20 protein-coding genes and 1 pseudogene are annotated in these 24,815 nt (G+C 38.5%); 14 read left to right on the top strand and 7 right to left on the bottom strand.

From position 1 onward, the window contains the following. The first annotated feature begins 36 nt into the window (after positions 1–36). Positions 37–786, top strand: coding sequence for a (S)-benzoin forming benzil reductase (locus ACJ9PY_RS14015; protein ID WP_057277448.1), 750 nt, complete (start codon positions 37–39; stop codon positions 784–786). 185 nt (positions 787–971) lie between these two features. After that, the gene (locus ACJ9PY_RS14010) at positions 972–2,234 is read left to right on the top strand and encodes a LysM peptidoglycan-binding domain-containing protein (RefSeq protein WP_278088895.1); all 1,263 of its coding nucleotides are present in this window, start codon (positions 972–974) and stop codon (positions 2,232–2,234) included. 180 nt (positions 2,235–2,414) lie between these two features. On the opposite strand, the gene ACJ9PY_RS14005 is transcribed toward ACJ9PY_RS14010, so the two are convergent. Then, positions 2,415–3,656, bottom strand: coding sequence for an MFS transporter (locus tag ACJ9PY_RS14005; protein WP_187049512.1), 1,242 nt, complete (start codon positions 3,654–3,656; stop codon positions 2,415–2,417). A 217-nt stretch (positions 3,657–3,873) separates the two neighbouring features. Here ACJ9PY_RS14005 and ACJ9PY_RS14000 point away from each other — a divergent pair, with 217 nt between their 5' ends. The 4 genes from ACJ9PY_RS14000 to ACJ9PY_RS13985 all read left to right on the top strand — a co-directional run bounded on the left by ACJ9PY_RS14000 (position 3,874) and on the right by ACJ9PY_RS13985 (position 9,024). Further along, positions 3,874–5,589 (top strand): ABC transporter ATP-binding protein, encoded by a 1,716-nt coding sequence (locus ACJ9PY_RS14000; protein ID WP_063576044.1) that lies wholly within the window; start codon positions 3,874–3,876, stop codon positions 5,587–5,589. A gap of 514 nt (positions 5,590–6,103) precedes the next feature. Further along, a complete protein-coding gene (gene wecB / locus ACJ9PY_RS13995; protein WP_264638692.1) occupies positions 6,104–7,195 on the top strand; it encodes a non-hydrolyzing UDP-N-acetylglucosamine 2-epimerase in 1,092 nt (363 codons plus the stop codon). Then, a complete protein-coding gene (locus ACJ9PY_RS13990) occupies positions 7,188–8,174 on the top strand; it encodes a polysaccharide biosynthesis protein (RefSeq protein ID WP_411738382.1) in 987 nt (328 codons plus the stop codon). The genes wecB and ACJ9PY_RS13990 overlap by 8 nt, the downstream gene beginning before the upstream one ends. Position 8,175: 1 nt before the next feature. Further along, positions 8,176–9,024, top strand: a complete 849-nt coding sequence (locus tag ACJ9PY_RS13985) for a dTDP-4-dehydrorhamnose reductase family protein (RefSeq protein ID WP_283928639.1) — start codon at positions 8,176–8,178, stop codon at positions 9,022–9,024. 921 nt (positions 9,025–9,945) lie between these two features. Here the strand turns inward: ACJ9PY_RS13985 and ACJ9PY_RS13980 are convergent. From ACJ9PY_RS13980 to ACJ9PY_RS13965, 4 genes are all read right to left on the bottom strand, one after another. Continuing rightward, positions 9,946–10,860 (bottom strand): NAD-dependent epimerase/dehydratase family protein, encoded by a 915-nt coding sequence (locus ACJ9PY_RS13980; RefSeq protein WP_283928638.1) that lies wholly within the window; start codon positions 10,858–10,860, stop codon positions 9,946–9,948. A 139-nt stretch (positions 10,861–10,999) separates the two neighbouring features. Beyond that, entirely contained in the window at positions 11,000–12,220 is a 1,221-nt protein-coding gene (locus tag ACJ9PY_RS13975) for a glycosyltransferase family 4 protein (protein WP_411738381.1), read from the bottom strand. Positions 12,221–12,443: 223 nt separating this feature from the next. Then, complete coding sequence (locus ACJ9PY_RS13970) at positions 12,444–12,884, bottom strand: hypothetical protein (protein ID WP_411738380.1); 441 nt, start codon at positions 12,882–12,884, stop codon at positions 12,444–12,446. 275 nt (positions 12,885–13,159) lie between these two features. Next, the gene (locus ACJ9PY_RS13965) at positions 13,160–14,785 is read right to left on the bottom strand and encodes a peptidase G2 autoproteolytic cleavage domain-containing protein (protein WP_411738379.1); all 1,626 of its coding nucleotides are present in this window, start codon (positions 14,783–14,785) and stop codon (positions 13,160–13,162) included. A gap of 561 nt (positions 14,786–15,346) precedes the next feature. Here ACJ9PY_RS13965 and ACJ9PY_RS13960 point away from each other — a divergent pair. The 4 genes from ACJ9PY_RS13960 (at position 15,347) to ACJ9PY_RS13945 (ending at position 17,635) form a co-directional block, all read left to right on the top strand. Beyond that, a complete protein-coding gene (locus ACJ9PY_RS13960) occupies positions 15,347–16,255 on the top strand; it encodes an NAD-dependent epimerase/dehydratase family protein (protein WP_411738378.1) in 909 nt (302 codons plus the stop codon). Positions 16,256–16,313: 58 nt separating this feature from the next. Then, a complete protein-coding gene (locus ACJ9PY_RS13955; protein WP_411738377.1) occupies positions 16,314–17,027 on the top strand; it encodes a glycosyltransferase in 714 nt (237 codons plus the stop codon). Positions 17,028–17,062: 35 nt separating this feature from the next. After that, the gene (locus tag ACJ9PY_RS13950; protein ID WP_411738376.1) at positions 17,063–17,209 is read left to right on the top strand and encodes a hypothetical protein; all 147 of its coding nucleotides are present in this window, start codon (positions 17,063–17,065) and stop codon (positions 17,207–17,209) included. Positions 17,210–17,296: 87 nt separating this feature from the next. After that, positions 17,297–17,635 carry a hypothetical protein gene (locus tag ACJ9PY_RS13945; RefSeq protein WP_411738374.1) on the top strand — a complete coding sequence of 113 codons (339 nt, stop codon included), beginning with the start codon at positions 17,297–17,299 and terminating at the stop codon, positions 17,633–17,635. 204 nt (positions 17,636–17,839) lie between these two features. Here ACJ9PY_RS13945 and ACJ9PY_RS13940 read toward each other — a convergent pair whose 3' ends face one another. Beyond that, positions 17,840–18,886: a glycosyltransferase family 4 protein gene (locus tag ACJ9PY_RS13940; protein WP_411738373.1), complete on the bottom strand. Its 1,047-nt coding sequence runs from the start codon at positions 18,884–18,886 to the stop codon at positions 17,840–17,842. A gap of 347 nt (positions 18,887–19,233) precedes the next feature. Between ACJ9PY_RS13940 and ACJ9PY_RS13935 the strand changes: the two genes are divergently transcribed. From ACJ9PY_RS13935 to sat, 4 genes and pseudogenes are all read left to right on the top strand, one after another. Then, the gene (locus tag ACJ9PY_RS13935; RefSeq protein WP_411738372.1) at positions 19,234–19,950 is read left to right on the top strand and encodes a glycosyltransferase family 2 protein; all 717 of its coding nucleotides are present in this window, start codon (positions 19,234–19,236) and stop codon (positions 19,948–19,950) included. A gap of 477 nt (positions 19,951–20,427) precedes the next feature. After that, positions 20,428–21,294, top strand: coding sequence for a sulfite exporter TauE/SafE family protein (locus ACJ9PY_RS13930; RefSeq protein WP_411738371.1), 867 nt, complete (start codon positions 20,428–20,430; stop codon positions 21,292–21,294). A 23-nt stretch (positions 21,295–21,317) separates the two neighbouring features. Continuing rightward, on the top strand, positions 21,318–21,932 hold the full coding sequence (cysC, locus tag ACJ9PY_RS13925; protein ID WP_283928629.1) for an adenylyl-sulfate kinase: 615 nt from the start codon (positions 21,318–21,320) through the stop codon (positions 21,930–21,932). Between the two features lie 47 nt (positions 21,933–21,979). After that, positions 21,980–23,147, top strand: a pseudogene (sat, locus tag ACJ9PY_RS13920) (sulfate adenylyltransferase). A gap of 742 nt (positions 23,148–23,889) precedes the next feature. On the opposite strand, the gene ACJ9PY_RS13915 reads toward sat, so the two are convergent. After that, on the bottom strand, positions 23,890–24,777 hold the full coding sequence (locus tag ACJ9PY_RS13915; protein WP_411740283.1) for a glycosyltransferase family 2 protein: 888 nt from the start codon (positions 24,775–24,777) through the stop codon (positions 23,890–23,892). Between the last annotated feature and the right edge of the window lie 38 nt (positions 24,778–24,815).

The following is a 24,815-nucleotide window of genomic DNA, read 5'->3' as shown; positions in this document are numbered from 1 at the left end:
GTACAATAGTTTATATCCAGAAAAGGGGGAAAAGCTGTGAAAACGTTTATAATCACAGGAGCTTCAAAAGGTTTAGGTGCTGCAATCGCAAAAGGGTGTTTGCAGACAAGTGATCATTGCATTTTAGTTTCCCGTACGGCCCATCCTGAAATGCAGCGGATTGCTGACGGTTCCGGGACGAAACTTACATTTATTTCTCAGGACTTGAATGAAACTGAAAAGTTGCCTTCCTTAGTCAATGAGATTCTTACTGAAGTCGATGATACTAGTGATATTTATTTCATTAATAATGCAGGTGTCATTGAACCTATTAAGCCGGTAGGAAACCTTGGTATAGTAAATTTGGAAACGAGCATGCGGGTGAATTTCATGGCACCCATCGTATTGGCTGATGAATTCGTTAAACAGACAAAGGACTGGAACAGAAAGAAGGTATTGGTCAACATATCTTCAGGAGCGGCAAAAAATCCTTATCATGGCTGGGCAGCCTATTGCAGTACTAAGGCGGGGCTGGAAATGTTTACACGGGTTGCAGGGCTGGAACAGGATAAAATGTCTTTTCCTACGTCTCTCATTTCTTTTTCACCAGGGGTAATGGATACGGAGATGCAAGGGACAATCCGATCAGCAGACGAACGGGACTTTGCCGATCGAGACAAATTTCATGAATATAAAGAGAAGGGCATATTAAGAAGCCCCGAATTTGTAGCAGATAAACTTTTGCAGCTGCTTGAAGCAGAAGATTTGGAGAATGGGAAGTTCTACGACATTAAGAATTTACTTTGATGTATAGGAGAATATGGCTTATAGCTTGGGGGTGTCCCTTTGGACAGCCTCTTTTTTTGTGATCCTTTATTCCATTAAAAAAAGACTAAAAAGCCAGAATATCATCATTAGGAAATGTGATAATTCGTTCTAACCAATTACCTGAATAACATAAACTTTTTTGGAGGGAGTTTGGAGGGTTTTGAATGACGATTATTATTGTGAAAAAAGGTGACAGCCTTTGGGAAATTGCCTCGAAAAATAAAGTTGCCCCATCGAGGATAATTGAAGTCAATGGATTGGAATCAACAACTTTGGTTCCTGGTCTGGCATTGTATATACCTAATGAAAAAGCGGTGAATCGAAGGTATCTAATTAAAAGTCAGGATACCCTTACTAAAATCGGCAGTCGTTTTGGTACGAGTGCAGCGGCAATCAAGGAGGCAAACCCAGGAATCTCTGAAAACTCGCTAAAAGTCGGTACGGAAATTTTGATACCGTCTCCTTACAAAAATCAATTGATTACGCTGGGGTTTGCCTTCCCGACTTCAGGTGGAGTCGTATTTGAAACACTTGAGCAGAATGGTGATAAATTATCCTATTTAGCCATTGTCGCTTATTCGTTTACAAGGGAAGGAAATGCGTACGTTGATGGAGATGATCTCCCGCTTATTGCGAAATGCGAACAGACAGGGGTGAAGCCGCTACTGATGATCCGAAACTTTCAAGATGGTGATTTTGACGCTGATTTGGCTGGTGATGTCCTTGCCAGTTCAGTATACAGAACGAATTTAATCAATAGTATGCTGACTTTCGTTAGGGAGAAAGGCTATGGAGGTGTCAGCATGGACATCGAATTCATCCCACCTGCCAGGCGTTCCGATTATGTGCTTTTTTTAAAAGAATTAAAGGAAGGGTTGAACGAACTGATCCTGCATGTGAACGTACATGCAAAAACAGCGGATAATCCTGATAATCGAATTGTAGGCGGGCATGATTATCGGGGGATCGGAGAGGCAGCTGACCTTGTTGCCGTGATGACCATTGACTATGGGTATCCGACTGGACCGCCTGAACCCATTTCCCCACTTTGGTGGATGGGAGAGGTTCTTCGTTATGCTTTGTTGAATATTCCTGAATATAAACTGCAGTCGGCATTTCCTATGTATGGATACGATTGGATAGTACCGAGCCACGAGACGAAAGCTTTATCAGCTCAAAATGCCCAAAACCTTGCCATTGCAACTGGTGCTGAAATAACTTTTGACACTTCAGCGGCTTCACCTTCCTATTCCTACCGAAGAGGGAATTCGAATCATGTCGTTTGGTTTGAAGATATACGATCGATAAGTGCAAAATATGAAATGATTGATGGATATGAACTGATAGGAGCAACTTATTGGCAGATCGGTTTGGAATTCCCGCAGAATTGGGAGTTTATAAATAATAATATCTGGATTATCAAATAGAATGAATGGGTGCAGGCGGTTTATATATTTACTTCCCTTTTTTTGTTGTGCAGCTTTCAACAGAGGCAAGCCAATCATACCGAGCAAGATTTTAAAGAGAGGCAATATTGTTAGACGGGTCTTGAAACGATAAAAAAGGTGCCATGGAAAACCAAGGCTCCTTTTTTTTGTGAATCGAAATCATCTAGGAAAATTAGATGACTTACTTGACAGCGATTGATCACATTGCTTCCCTATTAAGTCGTTCCTTTTAAAAGTTGCATAAAGAAAGGCAAGGAATATCAGCGTGGAGGAAAATTGGAACGTTGTTTTGACACTGTATGTTTCCGTTATAAAGCCTAATAGTAAGACAGAGCCGGCAAATGTAAGATTGATGACTGCTCCCCAAACGGCATGAATTTTTGCAAGAGTCTTTTCCGTAGCATGGTCTTGGAATAGCTTGGTATAGATCACTTCCCGGATTTGTTCTGGGAGCCCGTACAGGCATGCCAGCAGCAAAGCTAATGCAGGAATACTGGTAGTTCCAAAAAGCAGGATCAGCAGTGAACTGAGAAATAGCCCGAAAGTGATGAAGAATCCAATATATTTTTCTAGTAACTTGGCAAAACGGATGACGATCAATCCACTGAAAATCATGCCGACAAAGTAGCTTGTGTTAATGTACCCCCACCATTCCTCACCCAGTTGCAGGTTCTGTTCTACATATATATAGATAACGGCAGCCACCCACACGCTTGAAGCTAAAGTGGTTATGAAATCAATCGAAATGAGGGTACGGATAGTTGGGATTTGACGAATCGCAACCCATCCGGATTTAATCGAATCCCAGTTTGACGGAGCAACAGGGTCCGTCGCTTGTTCAGGGACTTTGATTCTCCCTGTATAGATCGTTGAAACGGCATAAAGCATGACCGTAAGCCAAATGATGAAACTGCTGTTGGTACTTATCAATAAGACGGAACCTAGTGGCCATCCTGCTACAAAGATGGTCTGGGTGATCACATTCAAGAAACCATTCGCTTTCATCCGCTCTACTTTTGGAACTAATTGAGGAACCAAAGCTGCGCTAACCGGGGCAGCGACTCCGTCCAATAATGAAATCAAAGCAATGAAGAAAATGACGGCAACGGAAAAACCATGATCGAAACTTATTATGAAGATTCCTAGGCAAACGAGTAAGATCGTTTTCCACCATTGAGATTGAACGATGATTCTTTTTAAAGGAAACCTGTCGATGACAAGGGGAGCAAGTAAACTGCTGATGAACCGAAAAATCGTTGTAATGAACGGGAGCAAACTTAAATAGAAGGCAGACCCCGTCAAATTATATAATAGTGAAATCAACCCGACTACATAAAAAATATCCCCTAGATTTGCAAATGCCTGACCAATCCAAAGGCAACGAAACGATGTGTTTTTCATGAATACCATCCTTTACGAAAATGAAGTTCATGGATATTTAGAATGGTTATTTTTTTACACTGGATTCACTCCTTAGATTCAATAGATTGCATGAGCCGGGTTGGCTTTTTTTATAAATGATTTTACCATAATATGAACGTGGGCGTTCTGAAATGCTTGCTCAATATGGAATATGGAATTATACTCCTTAATATATGTAAAAAAGGAGAAAAATTTGATGATTCGACGTTTTGCTTCATATTACTTGCCGCATAAGCGGTTATTCATTATTGATTTCTTCAGTGCAGTGGTCGTGGCTGTACTTGAACTTGCATTTCCGCTAGCTGTTCAGTGGTTTATTGATACACTGCTGCCTGGCGACGATTGGTCTGCCATAGTTTCGGTAAGTGTCGGTTTGTTCCTGCTTTATATCATTAGTACCTTCTTACAGTTCATAGTAGGGTACTGGGGCCACAAATTGGGTATAAATATCGAGACTGATATGCGTGAGGAATTATTTGAGCATGTGCAGAAACAATCTTTTCGTTTTTTTGATAACACGAAAACCGGCCATATCATGAGCCGCATAACCAATGATCTGTTCGATATTGGTGAACTTGCTCACCATGGTCCCGAAGATTTATTCATTGCCTTCATGACTTTTATAGGTGCATTTTGGATTATGTTGACAATCAATGTGAAACTGGCACTCGTATCGGTTTGTATTTTACCGTTTCTCGTGTTATTGATTGTCATAAGTAATTTAAAGATGAATAAAGCTTGGAAGAAAATGTATACAGAGGTTGCGGATGTAAATGCCCGTGTGGAAGATAGCGTCTCAGGAGTGAGGGTTGTACAATCCTTTACGAATGAAACATATGAAATGAAAAGATTTGCTACTAATAATCGCAGATTCCGTAAAGCGAAACTACTAGGCTATAAGGTTATGTCATTTAGTTTATCAGGCATTTACATGATGACGAGGTTCATGACCCTTGCAGTGTTGGTGATTGGAGCTTGGCTGACTTTTCATGGGCAGCTCTCTTATGGGGAACTGGTTGCATTCGTCTTATATGTTAACGTATTATTTAAGCCGATTGACAAAATCAGTGCGTTGATGGAACTCTATCCAAAAGGGATGGCCGGCTTTAAGCGTTTTACGGAACTACTGGATGTCGCGCCTGATGTAGAGGATAAAAAGGATGCAATTGAGATGACCACCCTCTTAGGGGATATTTCCTTTAAAGATGTTTCTTTTAACTATGAAGACAAAAAGCCGGTTTTAAAAGGAATTGATCTAACAATTAAAGCTGGTGAAACCATCGCTTTTGTCGGGCCTTCAGGAGCTGGGAAAACGACCATATGTTCATTGATCCCGCGTTTTTATGATGTTATGGCCGGTTCAATATCCATTGATGGTATTGATATTCGTGAAATGACGAAAAAGTCATTGCGCTCACAAATTGGCATAGTCCAGCAAGATGTATTCCTTTTCACAGGAACTGTAAAAGAGAACATTGCGTACGGAATGCTTGGAGCATCGGATGAACAAATTCAAGAAGCCGCAAGGAAAGCCCATTTGGAGACTTTCATTGAAGGACTTCCAGAAGGCTATGAAACTCAAATAGGTGAACGAGGCTTGAAATTATCGGGAGGACAAAAACAACGAATTGCAATAGCGAGGATGTTTTTGAAGAATCCGCCAATATTAATTCTCGATGAGGCAACCTCTGCACTCGATACGGAGACGGAAAGAATAATCCAGCAGGCTCTTACGGAACTAGCTGAAAACAGAACTACGTTAATCATCGCACACCGATTGGCAACCATTCGCAACGCTGACAAGATCGTGGTTGTTACGGAAGAAGGAATTGCTGAAGAAGGCGGTCACGATGACTTACTTAAGCAGGGGGGCATTTTTGCCAATCTGCATCAATTACAATTCCAAAAATGATAAAAAGCTATATGTCCTAACAAGGAAAGCTGAGTTTGGTTGACTAAAGGGGTTTTACCTGATATTTCAAAACAAAGTTGATGGGAGCAGGTGTACGGGACTCCTGCAGGAAAAGCGGTCAAGGGGAGACCCCGCAGGCGCAAGCCGCCGTGGATGGACCGCCCGCGGAAAGCGGGTGCCTGTAGTGGAAATCGATGTTTGAGGTTTTATAAACCCACTTAAAAAACTGAGACAAACTTGTCTAGTTTGTCTACAGTCTGAGCTATATGTCCTAACAAGGACATATAGCTTTTTTAATAGAATGGAAAGTAGTTCAATCAATATTGAGTTCAATAAGGAATAAAAGTCTTTTAATAAATCCAGGTTGGGGGGGGGAATGGCGGCTTATTAATCAGTTATCCTTTCAAATTGAGGCGAAATCTAATAGGTTAGCCTATAACAATAGAATTGGCTGTGCATACAATAAGGGTAGACGGTGAGGCCATAAACCAGAAAAGATTAAGGAGTGTAAATCGTGAAAGTCATGACTATTTTAGGGACTCGACCTGAAATTATCAGATTAAGTCTAATCATAAAGAAACTGGATCAATATGCCGATTCACATATTCTAGTGCACACTGGACAAAATTTCACCTCATCCTTAAGTGAAATATTCTTCCAACAGCTTAAGGTTCGAACCCCTGATTATGTCTTGCTGAATCAACAGCAAACCCTCGGTGAACAGTTAGCAGCCATATTTAGTAAATTAGAGACCATTCTTTTAAATGAAAAGCCCGACAAAGTATTAGTGTTGGGGGATACAAACTCCGGACTCAGCTCCATCTTAGCAGAAAGAATGGGCATTCCAGTCATTCATATGGAAGCAGGGAACCGTTGTTTTGACTTGGAAGTGCCTGAAGAAAAAAATCGTCGTATTATTGATGCTGTTTCAAGCTTTAATTTACCTTATACTCCTCAAAGTAAAGAAAATCTTTTGAATGAAGGTATCCCGAGTAAAAGAATATATTTATCGGGAAACCCAATTTGCGAGGTCTTGAACCATTACAACAATGAGATTGAGCAAAGTGTAATTTTGGAGAAACTGAATCTGGATAAGGATGATTATTTCCTCGTTACAGCCCATCGTGCTGAAAATGTTGACCATGAAGACCGATTGCTGGAAATTATGAAAGGCATTAATTCAGTTGCCGAAGCCTATCAAAAAAGAATCATATGCAGTTTACATCCCCGGACAAAATCCCGTATTGAATTAAGTCCCAAATTAGAAGTGCATCCATTAATTGAATTTCATGAGCCATTTGGTTTCTTTGATTTCGTAAAACTTGAAAAAAACGCTTTTTGTGTGCTGACCGATAGTGGAACCGTTCAAGAGGAATGTTGTTTGTTCCATGTACCGACCGTTACGATTCGTAAAACAACCGAAAGGCCAGAAACCATTGAGTCGGGCAGCAATATATTATCAGGAATTAACGCTAAACAAATCGTCAATTGTGTGAATGTTATGGTTAACCAACAAAAGGACTGGACTTTTCCAGTAGGCTACGACCATAAAAACGTATCAGATAAAGTACTTAAAATAATACTGGGAGGCCATGAAATTGATTAAGAATCAAACCATCTTAGTGACAGGCGGAACAGGCTCATGGGGATATGAATTGGTTAGGCAGCTTCTTGACTATGAGCCAAGGGAAATACGTATTTTTTCAAGAAATGAGTCCAATCAATTTACAATGAAGCAGGAATTTGACAATAACCCAAAATTGAATTTCATTATAGGAGACATAAAAGAGAAGGAAGCATTAATCGAAGCATCCCAAGGTGTTGATTATATTTTTCATTTGGCTGCGTTAAAACATGTGCCTGTTTGTGAAAATCAACCCATTGAAGCATTAAAGACCAACGTAATTGGAACACAGAATGTCATAGAAGCTGCAATAAGTTGCAATGTTCATTCAGTTGTGAACATTTCTACAGACAAAGCTTCAAATCCATCCAACTTTTATGGCCTTTCAAAGGCGATGGCAGAAAGATTGATCATCCATGCTAATACATTAAAAACGAATACAAGATTCGTATGCATCCGAGGCGGAAATGTTTTGGGAACAAACGGAAGTGTCATCCATGTATTTAAAAAGCAGATTAAAGAAAAGGGAAAAATCGGCATAACCGACTTAAACATGACGAGATTCTTTTTAACCATTGAAGAAGCGATTAAATTGGTATTTAAAGCAACTTTTGAAAGCATTGGCGGAGAAATATTCGTAATGAAAATGCCGTCCTGTAAAATTATCGACTTAGCTGAAGTGTTGATGGAAGCATCCAATAAAACAAATATAGGTGTAGAAGTCCTTGGCATCCGTCCTGGGGAAAAACTCCATGAAATCCTGCTTTCAGAATATGAAAGCACAACGGCGATTGTCTATGATGATGAATATTATGTAATACTTCCAGCCATTAACATAGATGGGATCAAAGAACATTATGCTAATTACCAGCCTGTTAGTTTAGAAGACTATAACTCTGGCACTGGACTAATGGATAAATCCCAGATTGCGGAAATGTTAAAGAATGGGGGCTTTATTTAACATGAAGGTACTAGTCCTTGGTGGACAAGGGATGGCAGGCCATGTAATAAAGGAGTATTTCACAGAGGACCCAAAGTATCAGGTGACTTATACATCAAGAGATCCGAATGATAAAAAGGCTTTATATCTGGACGTAACCGATTTAACCAGTCTTGAGGAAATTATGGATAAAGTAAAACCTGACATTACGATTAATTGTATCGGTATTTTAAATGATCGAGCAAGTGATAATACGAAACTCGCTTTCCAGGTTAATAGTGTTTTTCCCCATCAGCTTGTTAAATTGACCGAACGCAATAATGGAAAATTGATTCATATCAGTACAGATTGTGTATTTTCAGGTGTAAAAGGGGATTATACCGAGGACGATATCCCTGATAGTACCACAATTTATGGCCAATCCAAGCACTTGGGAGAAATCATTAGTGAAAAACATTTGACTATTCGAACCTCCATAATAGGCCCGGAACTAAAAGATGATGGAATTGGTTTATTTCTTTGGTTCATGAAGCAAAAGGGAGAAATAAAAGGATATGAAAAAGTGCTTTGGAATGGTGTAACGACACTTGAACTGGCCAAGGCGCTGGAAACGATGGTTCAGAAGAATATTACTGGGTTATATCATCTAGGTTCAGAGGAGAAAATCTCAAAGTCAGCCTTATTAAAATTGATCTCTGAAATCTTTGAGAAAAATGATGTAGAAATCATTCCGGATTCAAGTATTGTTCTGGACCGAACCATTAAGAATCGGAGATCCGATTTTAAATATCAAGTTCCAACTTATGAAAAGATGTTAGTAGAATTAAGAGAGTGGATGAGATATCAAAAAACTAACGGACAAATTGGTTAACTTAAGTATTAACCAAAATGGAAGTAATAAATAATGTAGAGAATCTTATTTATTGTCTTTAGCTGCATTTTTAGAGGGTGGAGCTCGGAAAATAACCAATATTAATGGTCACGATAGGTTGAAATATGCTTATGACCATTAGTATATTACATATTACTTTAAGATGAAGTAAAGTTCAGTGGGAACGTGAAAATAAAGTCGGTAAAAATGGTAAGAACAAAATAGGTATAATAATTAAGCAGCGAATAAGAGTGTATTGGAAATAACCGTTACATGACACCTATTAAGCAACGGATTTTTCCTAGCCCTAATATGTGTTCAGAATTTAATGGGTAATGATTGGATCATTAAATGCATTCATGGGATGATTCAAACTGGGCCTTCTATGCGGACGTTAAGTTAATAAGAAATAGTGCGAGATATTACGTCAGATAGTGTAATTAGTTTCGTGCTTTTGATTCTTCATTAAAAAAGTATCACGACGAGAAGACAGCCAAGTAATAATTACTATGAATGATACATATTTTTCACGAAAATTCGAGTGCCTAGCTCTTCAGTTTGGCTCACAAATTACCAGCAGCATGTGAACTTTGTCATCACGTACGATAACTATCACTAGGCTTTTAAAATAGTGTGATTATTCGTTCCATATTAATAAATTCCTTGAAAATTTTCAGATTCATCGGATGATATAGTAGAAAAAACCGCTCCCTAGTAATAAGAAACGGCAAAAATATCTATATACTTTAGAAAACTGAACGAATTGATAACATATAAAACATGTTAATTTGTAAGGGTAGGATAACAGGGTATATTAACCCATATCAAGCTTGTATGAAGTGAAGGGGATGTAAAAGCCTAATCCGCCTGTGCACTTTTCCTTAAACTCGTTAGCTGTACTGACCTATTTATAGAAATAAACTACTTCTTACACGAGAAGGTATAGGTATCGGATAAGCCTTGGAAAATTTCAGTCTTTGGATACCAATTCAGTAATTGCCGTGCTTTCCTGTTATCAAGGCAGCTGTGTTTAATATCACCTGTTCTTGCGGCTGAATGGACTGTATTCACTTTTGAACCATGAATTTGTGTGAGCATATCCAAAAGTTGATTCACTGACGTTTTCTGAGCAGTGCTGACCTGGATCGTTTCTTGATTTCCCCGATTCACTGAAGCGATGTTAGCATGTACTATATCTTTCACATATATATAATCACGAGTTTGTTCACCATCACCGTGAATGCTTAAAGGCATTCCCTTTTTGAGTTTTTCTAAGAAAACTGCGACGACTCCGCCTTCCCCTTTTGCTGTTTGTCTCGGCCCATAAACATTTCCATAACGGAGAATCGTGTAGGGGAGCCCATAAAGCTGATTAAACAAGCGGATATATGATTCGGCCGTCAGTTTTGATAATCCATAATAAGAAATGGGTCCTGTCTGGTCATCTTCAGAAATCAAGTCTTTCTGTAAATTTCCATATACCCCTGAGGTAGAAGAAAAGATCAGTTTACTTACAGCCGATTCATGACAAGCCCGAAGAATATTGATCGTTCCATTGATATTCACATCAGCATCATATTGTGGTTCGAGAATGGATCGGCTCACATCCGCCTGTGCAGCCAAATGGAAGACGACATCTGGCTTTTCTTTAACAATGATCTGACCAGCGACCTCGCTGCATATATCTTCAGTATGGATGATGGCATTGGGATGTACATATTCCTTGTGACCGGATATCATGTTATCCAATACATGTACCTCGGCACCATTTAAGATAAGTTCTTCAACGAGATGGGAACCAATGAACCCAGCTCCACCTGTCACGATAGCCTTCATACATCATACTCCTTTTATATGTTTTTAGTAGTGTATGTTATACGGTCAATAATGGCTTAAACAGTTACCTAGCATTTTCTAAAAAAGATGGGAAAAAGAAAAGATGCTGACACCATCAAGGGGTAGCATCTTTCTGGAATTATTTATTTCTCTTTGTGAAAATTGCGTTTTCATATACACCTAGCACCTTTTGGACAGCTTTATCGGGTGACCAATATTCCAGTCCCCATTTTTGGGCATTGGATCCAAGGTTTTTCATATAGGGCTCATTCTCCAATAAATATCGGATATGCATGGTTAACATCTGTTCATCCCCGGCAGGTGATAATACACCTGTAATTCCATGTTCAATGATTTCTGGCACTCCACCCACATCACTGGCAATGACAGCTTTTCCGGAAATTTGCGCTTCTATTACAGACAACGGCTGATTTTCCATCAATGTTGGAAGAACGAAGATATCCGAAAGTGATAACAAATAAGGAACATCATCCCGTCTTCCCATAAAAATCACATCATCTTCCAAGCCCTCGGCTTTGCATTTGTTTTTCAACTCCAATTCTTTTGGACCTTCCCCAACAATCCAACAAACCCAATCAGTTCTAGTCTTTTTTAATTCCTTGAGTGCGCTTATTAAGTGATGCACTCCTTTAAACTCATTCAGCCGACCAGTATAGATAATCACTTTCTTATCATGGGGGCGTTGGATCTCGGTTTTTTGGTCCTTTCGCTTCAGGAAGGTTTCTGTATCATATCCATAATGAAAAACATGAAGTTGTTCTTTCGGCACTTGAAATTCATCCGTTAAAATATTCTTCATCCATTTATTGGCTACAATCGTATAGTCAGCCGATGTCGCACCCTCATATTCGAACCGGTCAAAATATTCACAACCTTGTTTCGCGATGCTTCTCTTAACAGTTTTGGAGCTGTAGTATGCACTCTTAAGCTCGTGAGCGACACAACCATGAAGGGTGGCGACTAGAGCAGTTTTTTCGGATCTTATTCGGTTAATGCAGACAGTCGAAAATATATCTTGTGTATGAATGACATCATATTGATCCAAACCTAACATATTAGCTGCTAACTGAAAAAAATTACACCTTGAAGCATAATAATCAATCACTGGATCGCTATGGGGGGGTGGGTCAAGTTGTTTCATTAATAATTCCGGAGGCTGTGAACCCCTATCTATCCTACGATTTTCGTTAATGATATGAACATATTCATGGTTTTTACCATAGCTTAGGAAATCGACCTTATGACCATGAGATTCAAGCTTTTCCTTTAATTGCTGCATATAGTTCCATACACCGCCCACATGTGGTGTTACCCAAAAAGTGGCAAGTAATATTTTCATGGCAATCTCCCCTTAACTCATGCGTTTGATTATCTTTTTTATTTATCTCTTTATAACTATTCGGGAAAAACATGACGCTATAGACGAATCACATGCTTTTATGTAGATTATTGAAGAGATATCCAATTATTTTTTTAAAAAAACGAGTACTCGTCCAATGAGAAGCACTCGCCATCCAAATAAATGGAATCTATATGCATTGACATTCAATCATGGGTAGAATTTAGTCGGAATAGGCGGCCGCGTAAAAGCTTTCGGGCCCAGTACGGGTCGGTGCAATGACAATTCCGCCAGGTATGCTGATGAACGATTGATAAATTAAAAAGTTATTTGGGGAGGGTGGATTAAAGTCAGCACCTGCTAAGGTGATAACCGTTTCGGAGGCAACTCCTAAACCTGCAACAGGCAATGTTTGTTGTGCTGAATATACAAGAACCCTGCCAACGCCTATCCCCCTATAAACTTCAATGTTAACCGGAGTTAATAAGGCAGCTAGGGAGCTAAGAGTTGCGGTGAAAGTGAATTCTACCCGAATATTCGGTCCAGCACCTGTAGTGTTGAGGCCCAATGTTCCGAAGAGTGCCGGTGTAGTGGTTACGGGTATCGCGATGGAGCTCCTAAAACTGGCATTCTGTGAAGTTTGTGCATCTAAAAATTTTCCCAAATTATAACACCTCTTTTAATGGAATACTCTATAATATTATTGGAGAAGGTTTTTGTATAGACAAGTTATCCAGCTGTTTTTAAAAGATTAAATTTATTTGTCACATTTATAAATCTCCCTCGAATTGTAATAATCGTCCAATGGCTCCAAATCATGATAAGCAGGATACATATTACACGATCAAGGGTTTCCTCCAATAAAGCGAATTCAGCCTCGCAGAATGAGAGTGAATGTATACGGGCCCTATTCGTATACAAACAATTGAGGCCAGCCCCTCATGAGTTTAATAGCTTTTGTTTTTCTATTAGAAATTCTTCTTCAGTAAGGTAGTCTTGTTCTTTTAATTCTGCTAACTTCCTAAGATCCTCTAAATTAGTGGAATTATTTATTGGTACAGAATTAAACAAAACCAATATTTGATTTATACCTGTGCGTTTGAGCACTCGATAACCTCGTTTTGCTGTTGTCGCTATTCCTTCACCATTTGGCATACAGTAGCCATTAACTTCACAACTCCCATCATCTCTAACTAACAGTTTTCCTAACAGACCTATGGCGATCCATTCAGGTCTGCTACTGCGGGGCTTGTATTCAAGCGTAGCATCCCAATCAGGGTTTAATACCGGTTTGCGTTCTGTCCGTTTCGGCACGACTGCATTGCCTTCAGCGTCTAATACAGGAGGAAGTACGGTTTCTTCGTACAAAATTTCACCCCATTCTGTAGTCAAGTACTTGTGTTTCCAACGAAGCTCGCCACCATCTGCTAAGAAGGCAGGGGTTGCGCTTGAAATTCCCAGAATAAAATCATCTTGACCATTTGCTATCCGGACTTTATCCTTTTCCAAAGTAACGAAGTACCCGAATTCGATGGGGTTTCCATCGGTCGTTTCGAACATTTCCGCATAATCTGCTGCCGGAGTTGTGAAGGTTCCGTCAACTTTTACATTTCCGTTGCTTAAAATCTTGGCAGCCAAACCAGGAGTTGAGGCATTAATGCCATTTGCCAGGTACCAAGAATACGGCAGTTCGTTTGCTGCACCGAATTGTCCCATGACATGGACGCCTTCCAAAAAGTTAGCATTTGTTGATTGTCCTTCTGTGTGGGAAAAGAAACCAGAAGCAACCGAGTTTACACCTTCGGCATGTGAGGTGAAACCATTCGCGATGGTAAGAGCACCTTCAGCGTGAGAATTTTGGCCGAGCGCTTGAGTTTGATTTCCTTCAGCGTGAGAAAGGTCTCCTGAAGCGATGGTACGCTGCCCCTCCGCGTGCGCAAAAATACCGCTGGCAATCGTTAAATTTCCTTCAGCGTGTGAGGCTCTTCCGATAGCAAAAGTCTGATCTCCTTCGGCATGCGAGGATTCACCTTGAGCTCTAGTAGCTTGTCCCTCCGCATGCGAGACTAGGCCGCTTGCGATTGTGTTTTCTCCCTCTGCATGGGAGGCAATACCCGAAGCAGTTGTTACATTTCCCTCTGAATGGGCATAGAGGTTCAAGGCGCTTGTGCTTGATCCCTCCGCATGGGAGGCATAACCGGAAGCTAAGGTTGAGCTACCTTCTGCATGGGCCGTATTCGCACTAGCTATCGAAAAATATCCCTCCGCGTGTGAGGCTACACCTTCCGCCACCGTGGTCGAACCTTCGGCGTGGGAAGAACTTCCATTAGCGTTGGTCAAATATCCTTCAGCATGGGAAGCCACCCCTGCAGCCGTTGTGTTAGATCCTTCTGCATGAGCCACATCAGCTGTCGTTTCTGTCTGAAACCCTTCTGCATGAGATGCACCACCGCCCGCGATTGTCCCATTTCCTTCAGCATGGGAAGCCACCCCGTTGGCTATTGTATCGATCCCTTCAGCTTCTGAACAAAATCCAATAGGATTTTGATTACATCCATTCGCCATAAATTTATCTCTCCTAAGATATAAATTTTTTAATTTCTCGTTACGTACACCAACAATTAAATGAAATGCTTAAAATATTTTGGCCGTCTCATTAAATATGGTGAAAATAACCTAATCAAAATAAAAAAATTCCTCACTTACCCCTTTTTATGATAGGTACTAAATGTTAAAGAATGATAATTATAAAGAAGAGGTAGTACGCAATGTTTTCGTTATTATTGTATGCATCAACTACTTATCGATATGGACTAAACATTCAATTCCGGTGACTTTACATTTGGATTAATGTGAAGACGTTTTAATAATTAATAAATCTCAGCAGAATTTGCCCTTTTGTTATTAGAAGGAGGGAGCAGCCCATAGCAACTGGTGGGGAGCGGGCATATTGTAATAAAAAGGCTGCGTCCATGATGCACCCAATATTAATAAAATTACTATGTATTGGAAGATGTTGAAGCGGTCGAATGATGAGTATTAAGTGATTTATATGAGTTGAGGCCATTTTAACCATAAGATATTAAAGACGCATATTAACATCATTAACGATTGGATGAGAAATCTATGAATCAACAAGGGAAATTAATAATCACAGGGGCTAGTGGGTTTACAGGTCAACATGCATGTGCACATTTCCTGAAATCAGGATATGATATTACGGCGGTTTCACGAAAAAGGATGAATATCGAAGGTAGGATCCATGCGGAATGTTGTGATCTGATAAATGGAAATGACGTATATAACCTCATCAAAAGGACCAAACCCAAGTACCTTCTACATTTAGCTGGACAGAGCCACGTTGGGGAATCATGGTCGGAACCCGTTTCAACCCTGGAGGCGAATACCATGTCCACTGCATACTTAATTGATGCCATTCGTAAAGAAAGTCCGGATTGTAAAATCGTGATAGTTGGCTCAGCTCTTCAAATTGACCCCAGTTCCATCTCATCAATTCCCCATCCTTATAGTTTAAGTAAAACACTTCAAGTTCTTATAGCACAATCATGGGCATTTTTATATAACATGAACATCATCATTGCAAAACCATCCAATCTTATTGGACCTGGAGTGTCCAATGGTGTTTGTTCCATTTTCGCAAAGAAAATTGCAGAGATGGAAAAGAAGGGAATGGAAAAGGTCCTTGAGGTCGAAAATCTGGAAGTCCAACGTGATTTTCTGGATGTAAGAGATGCAGTGAGGGCTTATGACCTTCTATTGACTAGGGGGCAGCCTAGGGAAACGTATGATGTTGCTTCAGGTAATAATCATTCTTTAGGAGAAATCATTGAAGGCTTCAGGTCGGTAACAACAGAAGATATAAAGGTGAACTCACAACAAAATGAAAAAATAGAAAATAAAGTGGCAATCGACCCTATAAAGCTAATGAATTTAGGGTGGAAACCAAGTATCCCACTTAAATCATCTTTAATGGATATCCTTACCTTTCATCGCGAATTAAAGGAAAAGTGCTGAAATCAACTACAGGCAGTCGAAACAATACGCTATGAAAAACTTTTCAGGAGGGTAGGCAATGGAGCCGAAAGTATCAATCATTATTCCATTTTATAATTGTCCCTATGTAGATCAGGCTATTCAAAGTGCGCTTAATCAAACATATAAGAATGTAGAGGTCATCGTCGTAGATGACGGATCAACAATTTATACTGAGAAAATACAGCCGTTCTTGGAGAGGATTCGTTATTTGAGAAAGGAGAACGGGGGTACTGCTACGGCATTGAATCAAGGGATACGTGCCGCTGCGGGAGAATATGTAGCTTGGTTAAGTTCTGATGATTATTTTCTTCCTGAAAAGGTGTCACTGCAAATTTCGTTTATGCTCGAACATGATGCAAAGGTCAGTTTTACGAATTTTGATAGTATAAACAAAAATGATGAAGTCATACATTCTTGGACAGGTGAACGCTTTAGCGATATTGAAAACGGAGTGTATCATGCTTTTTTACTTCGTAATGCCGTGAATGGCTGTACTGTCGTTTTGAAGAAAGATGTATTTAATGCGGTTGGTTACTTCAATCCATATCATCGTTATACTCATGATTATGAAATGTGGCTTCGATTATTGGTAAATGGATATAAAATGTATTATTTGGATGAAGTCTTAACAAAGTTCAGGATACATGAAGAATCAGGTACAAGCAGATTCCAACCTGAAATGTTAAAAGATATCCTTACGATTGAAACTCATTACCGGCCAATTCTTAAAAAAAATTTAAAGAACTTATAATACTGGCTTTTATAACTGGAAATGGAGGAATCATTATGTCTGAAGGTCTTCTCGATATATCTATGCATATCCCAAAGACTAGGGGAACGACCTTAAGTGCAATCTTTAGAAAACAATTTAAAGCTAATGAAATATTCGGTCAGGACTCTTACGAATTCAAGATTAAAAAGTTGATCAATTAGGGGTAGAGGAAAAGAGAAAAATAAAAGCTGTAGCGGGTCATTACAATTATGGAATAGCATTTTTCAAAACCCTCTAATTACTTTACGATGTTACGTGATCCAGTTAACCGTGTTATATCCTTATATTACTTTTTACAAAACTATCCAGGATTTGAGAGAGTAAGAGACATGACCCTAGAGGAATTTGTATTAAAAGAACCTGAAGCACAAAATAATCAAACAATAATGGTATGTGGGAATCCTGAAAATCCTGACATTACAAAAGCCAAGGAAAACTTAAAGACACTTACTGTGGTGGGAGTCACGGAGTTGTTCAATAAAACACTTTTTTGCCTTAAAATGAATATGCTTGGTGGGGATATTCATTATACAAGGAAAATATTACTAAAAATCGCATGGCCAAAGAAGAAGTGCCGTCGCCCCTAAAAAATTTAATCAGAAAATATAACGCATTGGATTTTGAATTATATGATTATGCATAAAAACTACTTTACGAAAAACTTCAATCACTTACAGCAGAGGAACAACGGCAATTGGCAAAGTTCAAATTGGAACAGAGTGCCTTAAACTAGTTCCTGATTGGACAGTCAATAAGAAACCGTCGGAATGAAAAAATTCCGGCGGTTTTTTTCACTTGGAGTTTACTCCCAGGGATTCCAGCATATTGATGAAATTTTGAGCATACAAATCAGGACTAAAATGAGTTTTGACGTGTTCAAGGGCATTTGACCGGATACTTTCCCTTAATGCCTTGTTATTCATTAATTCCTTTGCCTCTCTGACTGCATTATCGATATTTCCTAAAGTGTAATATTTTCCCGTTTGATTATGGATGATCGAGCTCCTTACCCCATCGGAATCCGTCGTCAGCACAGGGCACCTGCAACTCATCGCTTCTAACAGGGCGTATGGGGCTCCTTCCACTTTTGAGGTAGAGCATAAAAAGCCTCCTGAATCGCCGATTAGGGAATAATAATTGGCCATTTGGGAATTAGGGACATTTGAGTGTACGGTAAGATTTTTGCTCAAATTTAATTGTGTAATTAATCTTTTAAATTTTACTCTTTCATTAGGGACACTTAAAGTGGGATCTTCAAACATAAGTAACTGTATATTTGGATAATAATTGTGAACTAGCTGATACCCTATTTGAAGAAATTCCCTCCAATTTTTGTTATCTTCAATTCTGCCGATCCATGCAATTTTCCTGACGCCATCTAAAGGTAATGATCGGTATGAGAACTGACTTGTATCAAAACAATTATTGAAACTGAATTTGGGAACAGAAGGGTAAAGTTCATCTAATAATTGCATGATGTGTGGAGTTTTTGGATTAAGAAATCCATCAGCATAGGCATTGACCTGTGGAATGGCATTTGAAAGCGCTCCTCTTGCTACATGTTTGGGACCGTATCCTTGAATTTCTAATATCATCTTTCCATTATAACCCAAGGCTCTAAATCTTGCTAAAGCTTGGAAATCTGAAACGACAACGACAGCGCTATATTTTCCATCCTCTAAAATTTTTTTGATTTCGCTATCATTGTTCGATATAAATGTTGGTCCAATGTGATTATTTAAAAGTTTTTGTTTTCTTTTGTTTTCATAATAAAGAAAATGAGCATTGATATTGAATTTTTTCAGAGCGGAAAATCGTTGTCGATTTAAGGTTTCCACCCCACCGCTTGGAACGTAAAAAACAAACAGTATATTCATTCTTCCTCCTCCTCAAACAAAATGAAGCATCAGGACTATGGGATAAGGTTGAATCATATTAAGGCAACAAGGTTCTATTGATTCATCCTTTTTAAAGAAATTTAAACACATGAATTATATATATGATTCGACGAGCGATTATATCTAAGTTATTCAGATTATACTTGCCATTTTAATTCTGGTTCATGTCATATGAAGGAATATTACATATCTTAATAAGATAGAAATAAACATAAGAATGAAAATACACAGTGAGAAATTATTTGTATAGAAAATATAAAGCTGATTATTAGGAAGGCGGTTCACATATGTCAAAAGTATCTATTGTTGTTCCGTTTTATAATTGCCCCTACATTGATGAAGCATTGGAAAGTTTGATGAATCAAACATATAAAAATATTGAAATTATCGTTGTGAATGATGGCTCTACAAAATATTCAGATAAAATCACTCCGTATCTAGATAGAATTATATACATCGAAAAGGGAAACGGTGGAACAGCGAGCGCATTAAATATGGGCATCAAAAATGCGACAGGCGACTATTTTTGCTGGCTCAGTTCAGATGACATCTTTTACCCTGAGAAAACAGAAGTTCAATTGGACTTCATGAATAAAAATCGAGCGTTATTTAGTTATACTTCTTATTATTGTATAAATGAGAATGGGAACGTTATCACTCCCAGTTTAGGTATACATCTGCCTAATAAATTAGATTTGATTAAAGCAATGAGCAAGGGAAATATTATTAATGGCTGCACTGTAATGATGAATAGGAAAATATTTAATCAAATCGGAGTGTTTGATGAATCACTTCCATATACTCACGATTATGATTTATGGTTAAGGATCTTACAAAAATTCGACATAAAGTTTTTGTCTCAGCCTTTATTACTTTATAGGGTTCATCCACAAATGGGCTCGAACAAGCATGCAGTTAGTATCAAAAAAGAAACTTTTATCGTTGTTAATCGACACCGAGCTAAAATGAAACAATTAATGTTAAAACAACTTGGAAAACAATAATTATTCAGATTGAATGTGCCCCTAGCCTTGATTTGCTATAGTCGGAAGTCCTTGTGTTTAAACAAGGGCTTTTTTTCTTTTTTAATCGAAGAAATTTAATTGCTTTTTTTTACTATCAGGTTAGGAAATTAAGTCTTATTTAAGCCGTTGAATCCAGGAATGGTTGGCCATCAATTCTATGGGAATCGGTTATGTGAATTTTTTGACTAAATGTATAAGTCTATAGCAAGTAAGGGTTTTTTTGCATATCTTATAGAAATTAATCTCCATCTTATCAATATATGGTTGTTTCCTTTTTTCGAGCATGATTTTAAAGTCTGGAAAAAGCAATATTTTTTGTTAGGTATTACTTAAATCAAATAAAAGACGAGAATCCATTAGCAATGGGTTTTGGATTGTCTACATTGCGACAAGATCCCTATACGATAATAGAATGTCGTTTTAATAAAAAAAGGAATCGTTTTGTAGGAGGAAAACATGAAAAAGCTCATCATATTCGCGTTTATTGGTTTTTTGGCTCAATTAATTGATGGATCCTTAGGTATGGCATATGGGGTTACTTCAACATCCATGTTGTTGACATTTGGAATTGCCCCTGCTGTGGCTTCAGCATCCGTACATCTGTCCGAGGTAGTGACTACTGCTGCTTCTGGTATTTCCCATATGAAATTCGGGAACGTTGATCGTCAAGCGCTTTTAAAATTAATCATTCCTGGTTCAATCGGGGCATTTGCAGGAGCGTGTTTTTTGAGTAATTTACCAGGAAATGCAGTAAAACCTTATATTTCGATTTTTTTGTTAATCCTTGGCGTATATGTACTTTTTCGTTTTTTAATTATATCCAACACAAGAACTGAAATGAAATCAATTAATATATCAAGAAAAAAATCAATCGTTTTGGGGTTAATAGCCGGATTTGCAGATGCAACCGGTGGGGGAGGATGGGGCCCGATTACAACTCCAGTCCTTTTATCCCAAAAAGGTGTTCCTGCTAGAAAAGTGGTGGGTACGGTCGATACGAGTGAATTTGCTATTGCTGTTTCTGCCACGTTAGGGTTTCTTATTGCATTAGGCTGGCAGGATGTGAACTGGTTTTGGGTCATTGCACTTATGGCAGGGGGAATTATAGCAGCACCCATCGCTGCCTGGATCGTTACAAAATTGCCATCTTATTTATTGGGTGTCCTTGTAGGGGGATTTATTATTTTAACCAATGCACGTACGTTGATTAACACTTGGACGTTTCTTGATCATTGGTCTCTCGTTATTTATATGCTCATATTAATTGGCTGGATAATTTCTTTAGTCCATGTCATCCGAAATAACAAAAATCCTGTTCCATAACTTAAGAATAAAGGGGAGATTCTATGGGTCAAGATGAGCACATCCATCATCATTCATTTTCTATTACGAAAGAACATAGGCAAGCTTTACATGGACATAAAAGCTTGATTCTTTGGTTTACAGGTTTATCAGGTTCAGGGAAGTCAACCATAGCGAATATGGTCGAAGGAAAACTCCATGAGAAGGGGATCTCGACATATATATTGGATGGAGATAATTTACGGAATGGATTAAATGAAGATCTTGGATTTAGTTCTGAAGATCGCAAGGAAAATATACGCCGAATCGGAGAAGTTGCCAAAATTTTTGTGGATAGCGGTATTGTGGTATTAGCAACGTTTATTTCTCCTTATATTAGTGACCGGGAAGCTGTCAGAAAAAAGGTGAAACAGGGTGAATTTCTTGAGATATATGTCAAATGTCCTTTAGAAGCCTGTGAGAAACGAGATCCCAAAGGGCTATATAAGAAAGCTAGAATTGGGGAAATTACACAATTCACAGGGATTTCAGCCCCCTATGAAGAACCGGTAATCCCTGAAATCATTATTGAAACAAGTCAATATTCTATTGAAGAATGTGCGCGGCAGATCATGAACTTCTTAAAAGATAATGATCACTTAGGGGATGGCAATATTTAAGCCTGAAAAGGTGACAATGGAACGTACAAATGATCGAGGTGTAATATATAAATGTTCAAAGAACCATCATTGAACCACATGTAGGCAAGTTGATTAATCGTGAATTAGCAGGAATTGATCGAGAAGAATATTTGGAAAAGTGCAAATCCCTTTCGCCCCTTACTATCTCAAAATGGATTATTTCGGATATGGAAATGATTTCAAATGGTGGGTTTAGTCCGCTTATTGGATTTATGGCGGAAAAAGATTTACCAGAGCGTCTTAAAATATAGTGCATCTGGCAAACGGATTACCATGGACGCTTCCGGTTACTCTTCCTGTAACAAAGGTAGAGGCGAAGAGTATTAATGCGGGGGATGAAGTGGCTCTATATAGTGATGAGGGAGAACTGTGCGGGGTCATTCAGGTAGAAGAAATGATTGAATACGATAAACTGGAAGAAGCTAAACTAGTTTATAAAACAAGACGATAATCATCCTGGGGTGAAAAAACTATTTGAGCAAGGGGATATCTATATTGCTGGGTCTATTTTTCTAGTGAATAGGCCCTCACATAAACCGTTTGAAGAATTTTATATGAGTCCAAACGAAACTGGAAAAATGTTCAACTCCTTAGGCTGGAGTACTGTGGTCGGTTTTTAAACTAGAAATCCAGTGCATCGAGCACATGAATACTTGCAAAAAACGGCATTAGAAACGGTTGATGGACTTCTGTTGAATCCACTAGTGAGTGCAACGAAAAAGGATGTTATACCAGCTGATGTCCGGATGGAAAGCTATCAAATTTTATTAAAATATTACTATCCATTGGACCGGGTCCGTCTTGCAATTTACACAGCAGCTATGCGTTTTGCAGGTCCAAGGGAAGCGGCCTTTCATGCGCTTGTTCGAAAGTATTATGGTTGTACACACTTTAATGTCGGCCGTGATCATGCTGGGGTAGGAAAATATTATTGAACGTATGATGCGCAAGAAATTTTCAGCAAGTTTGACCCTAAAGAAATAGGTATTGAACCATTGTTTTAGCTTTTACTGTGGAAAATGTATGAATATGGCTTCGTTGAAGGCATGCCCTCATTCTGACGATAGGTTCATTTTAAGTGGAACGAAAGTCCGGGAAATGCTGCATGAGGGTATTACTCCACCACCGGAATTTACTCGCCCTGAGGTGGCAGAAGTACTTATTAAGGGCATGAAGCAAAAAGGGGAAGGCTAACCAAAAGGCACAACTACTATCCTATCGAGTATCATACGAGGAGGTCCTTTACAAGGGGGATTAAGCCTTTGTATGGTACAGTGCTTTATCCACAGCAAGTCTGAAAAGCCGTCTGTATTTTACTATTTTCGCACCAATCCATTGGTTACCCTCATTATACAAATAAATTTGTACAACCTGTATCTTTAATTCCTTGGTGAAAAATTGATATGTATCCCCTTTTTTAGGCAAAATAAGATCTATCCAAGTAGTAGTTTAACAAACATGTTATTTCATGGGCTTTTTATACAGTCTAACTAAGGGGATAATATCATGAGCAAGCGGAAGTAGATATATATTTTTTAAAAAAATTGATGATATCCTAATCCCATAAAGCTAGTGATTTTTTAGAGTCGAGATTGTAGTAGACGATCTTTTGTAATGTCCATATGAAAAAACTATACATTGTTTAATCGATATTTTTTTTATTTCTTTTAATTATCTCATCGACGATATCAATCCCAATCCCAATATTTTGTATATTTCCTTCATCCAATTAAAATCACCACATGGTGCATCTATCATTTTTTTATCTGAAGTTGTTTTATTATGCTTGGTAATTCCTGAATGAGTGTTTTGGTTTGAGCATTTTTCTTATATATTAGTTAAAAGCTCTTTCATTTACATTCTCACCTTACATCATTTTGTTAATTTATAAAGGAATAAATAAAACGACATGACTCGAAAGGGTGATCTGTAAAATCTAGAAATCTATTTTGAATTTGGCAAAGTACCAATCATCATCATATTTTCGTTTTTGAAAGTAAGCCCGTCGCTGCTTTTTAACTCCATCAAGGAGCACTTGGGATTCAATCGGGTTTGCTTTTACATGTATCATGAGTTTTTTGCACTTTTGGATACGGTGGGTATTAAAATGAGAGTAGGCCATCCTTAATAAATTATAATAAACTTCATCATAGCTAACTTCATAGGGGTGAGCTTTTCTGAATAAGTGGATTATTTTTACATTAGGCATAGCGTGGCAGCGGAACCCAAACAGCCATAGCTTAATAGAAAGCTCTACATCTTCATGTCCCCAAGTTTTAAATCCCGTCTCAAATCCGCCCACATCTTCAAACACTTTTTTTGAGATAATAAAACATCCTCCGGGTAATACGGCAGTTTCAAAGAGGCCATTCTGTTTAGCGTTCCATTTAATTCTGAGATTTGACTTTAAGGTCTGACCATAGCCAATGAAATCGGAATTGCCAAACGAAGCGATTGCTGGGGTTACTGCATCAGATTTTCCTGTAAGCAGGGGTTCTACAATATGATCGATCCATAAATCTTCAAACTGTAAATGGGCGTCGCAAAAAATCAGGAATTCTCCAGAAGCTTTTGCTGCTCCTAAATTTCGTGCGCGGGCAGCTCCAATGCCATCTGTTTCAAAAAGCTTAACCTGGTTTGCGTGATTATAGGTAGTAAGAAAATTGCAGCAATCATCTGATGATCCATCGTTTATAATAATCACTTCGAAGGAATAATCTGTATTAACTGAAAATAACGAATCGAGAGTGTTTTTCACATTTTCCCCTTCATTTTTGGCAGGAAAAATTATTGAAATTAAAGGATGATTTTTCACTTCATTTATCTCTCCTTTTGTGGCGATTTTTCATTAGTAAGAAAAAT

Origin of the sequence: Peribacillus sp. S4 (assembly GCF_046715815.1) — a bacterium.
Taxonomy (GTDB): domain Bacteria; phylum Bacillota; class Bacilli; order Bacillales; family DSM-1321; genus Peribacillus; species Peribacillus frigoritolerans.
The sequence above is the reverse complement of the archived record's forward strand: the minus strand, read 5'-3'. Positions and strand labels throughout refer to the sequence as shown.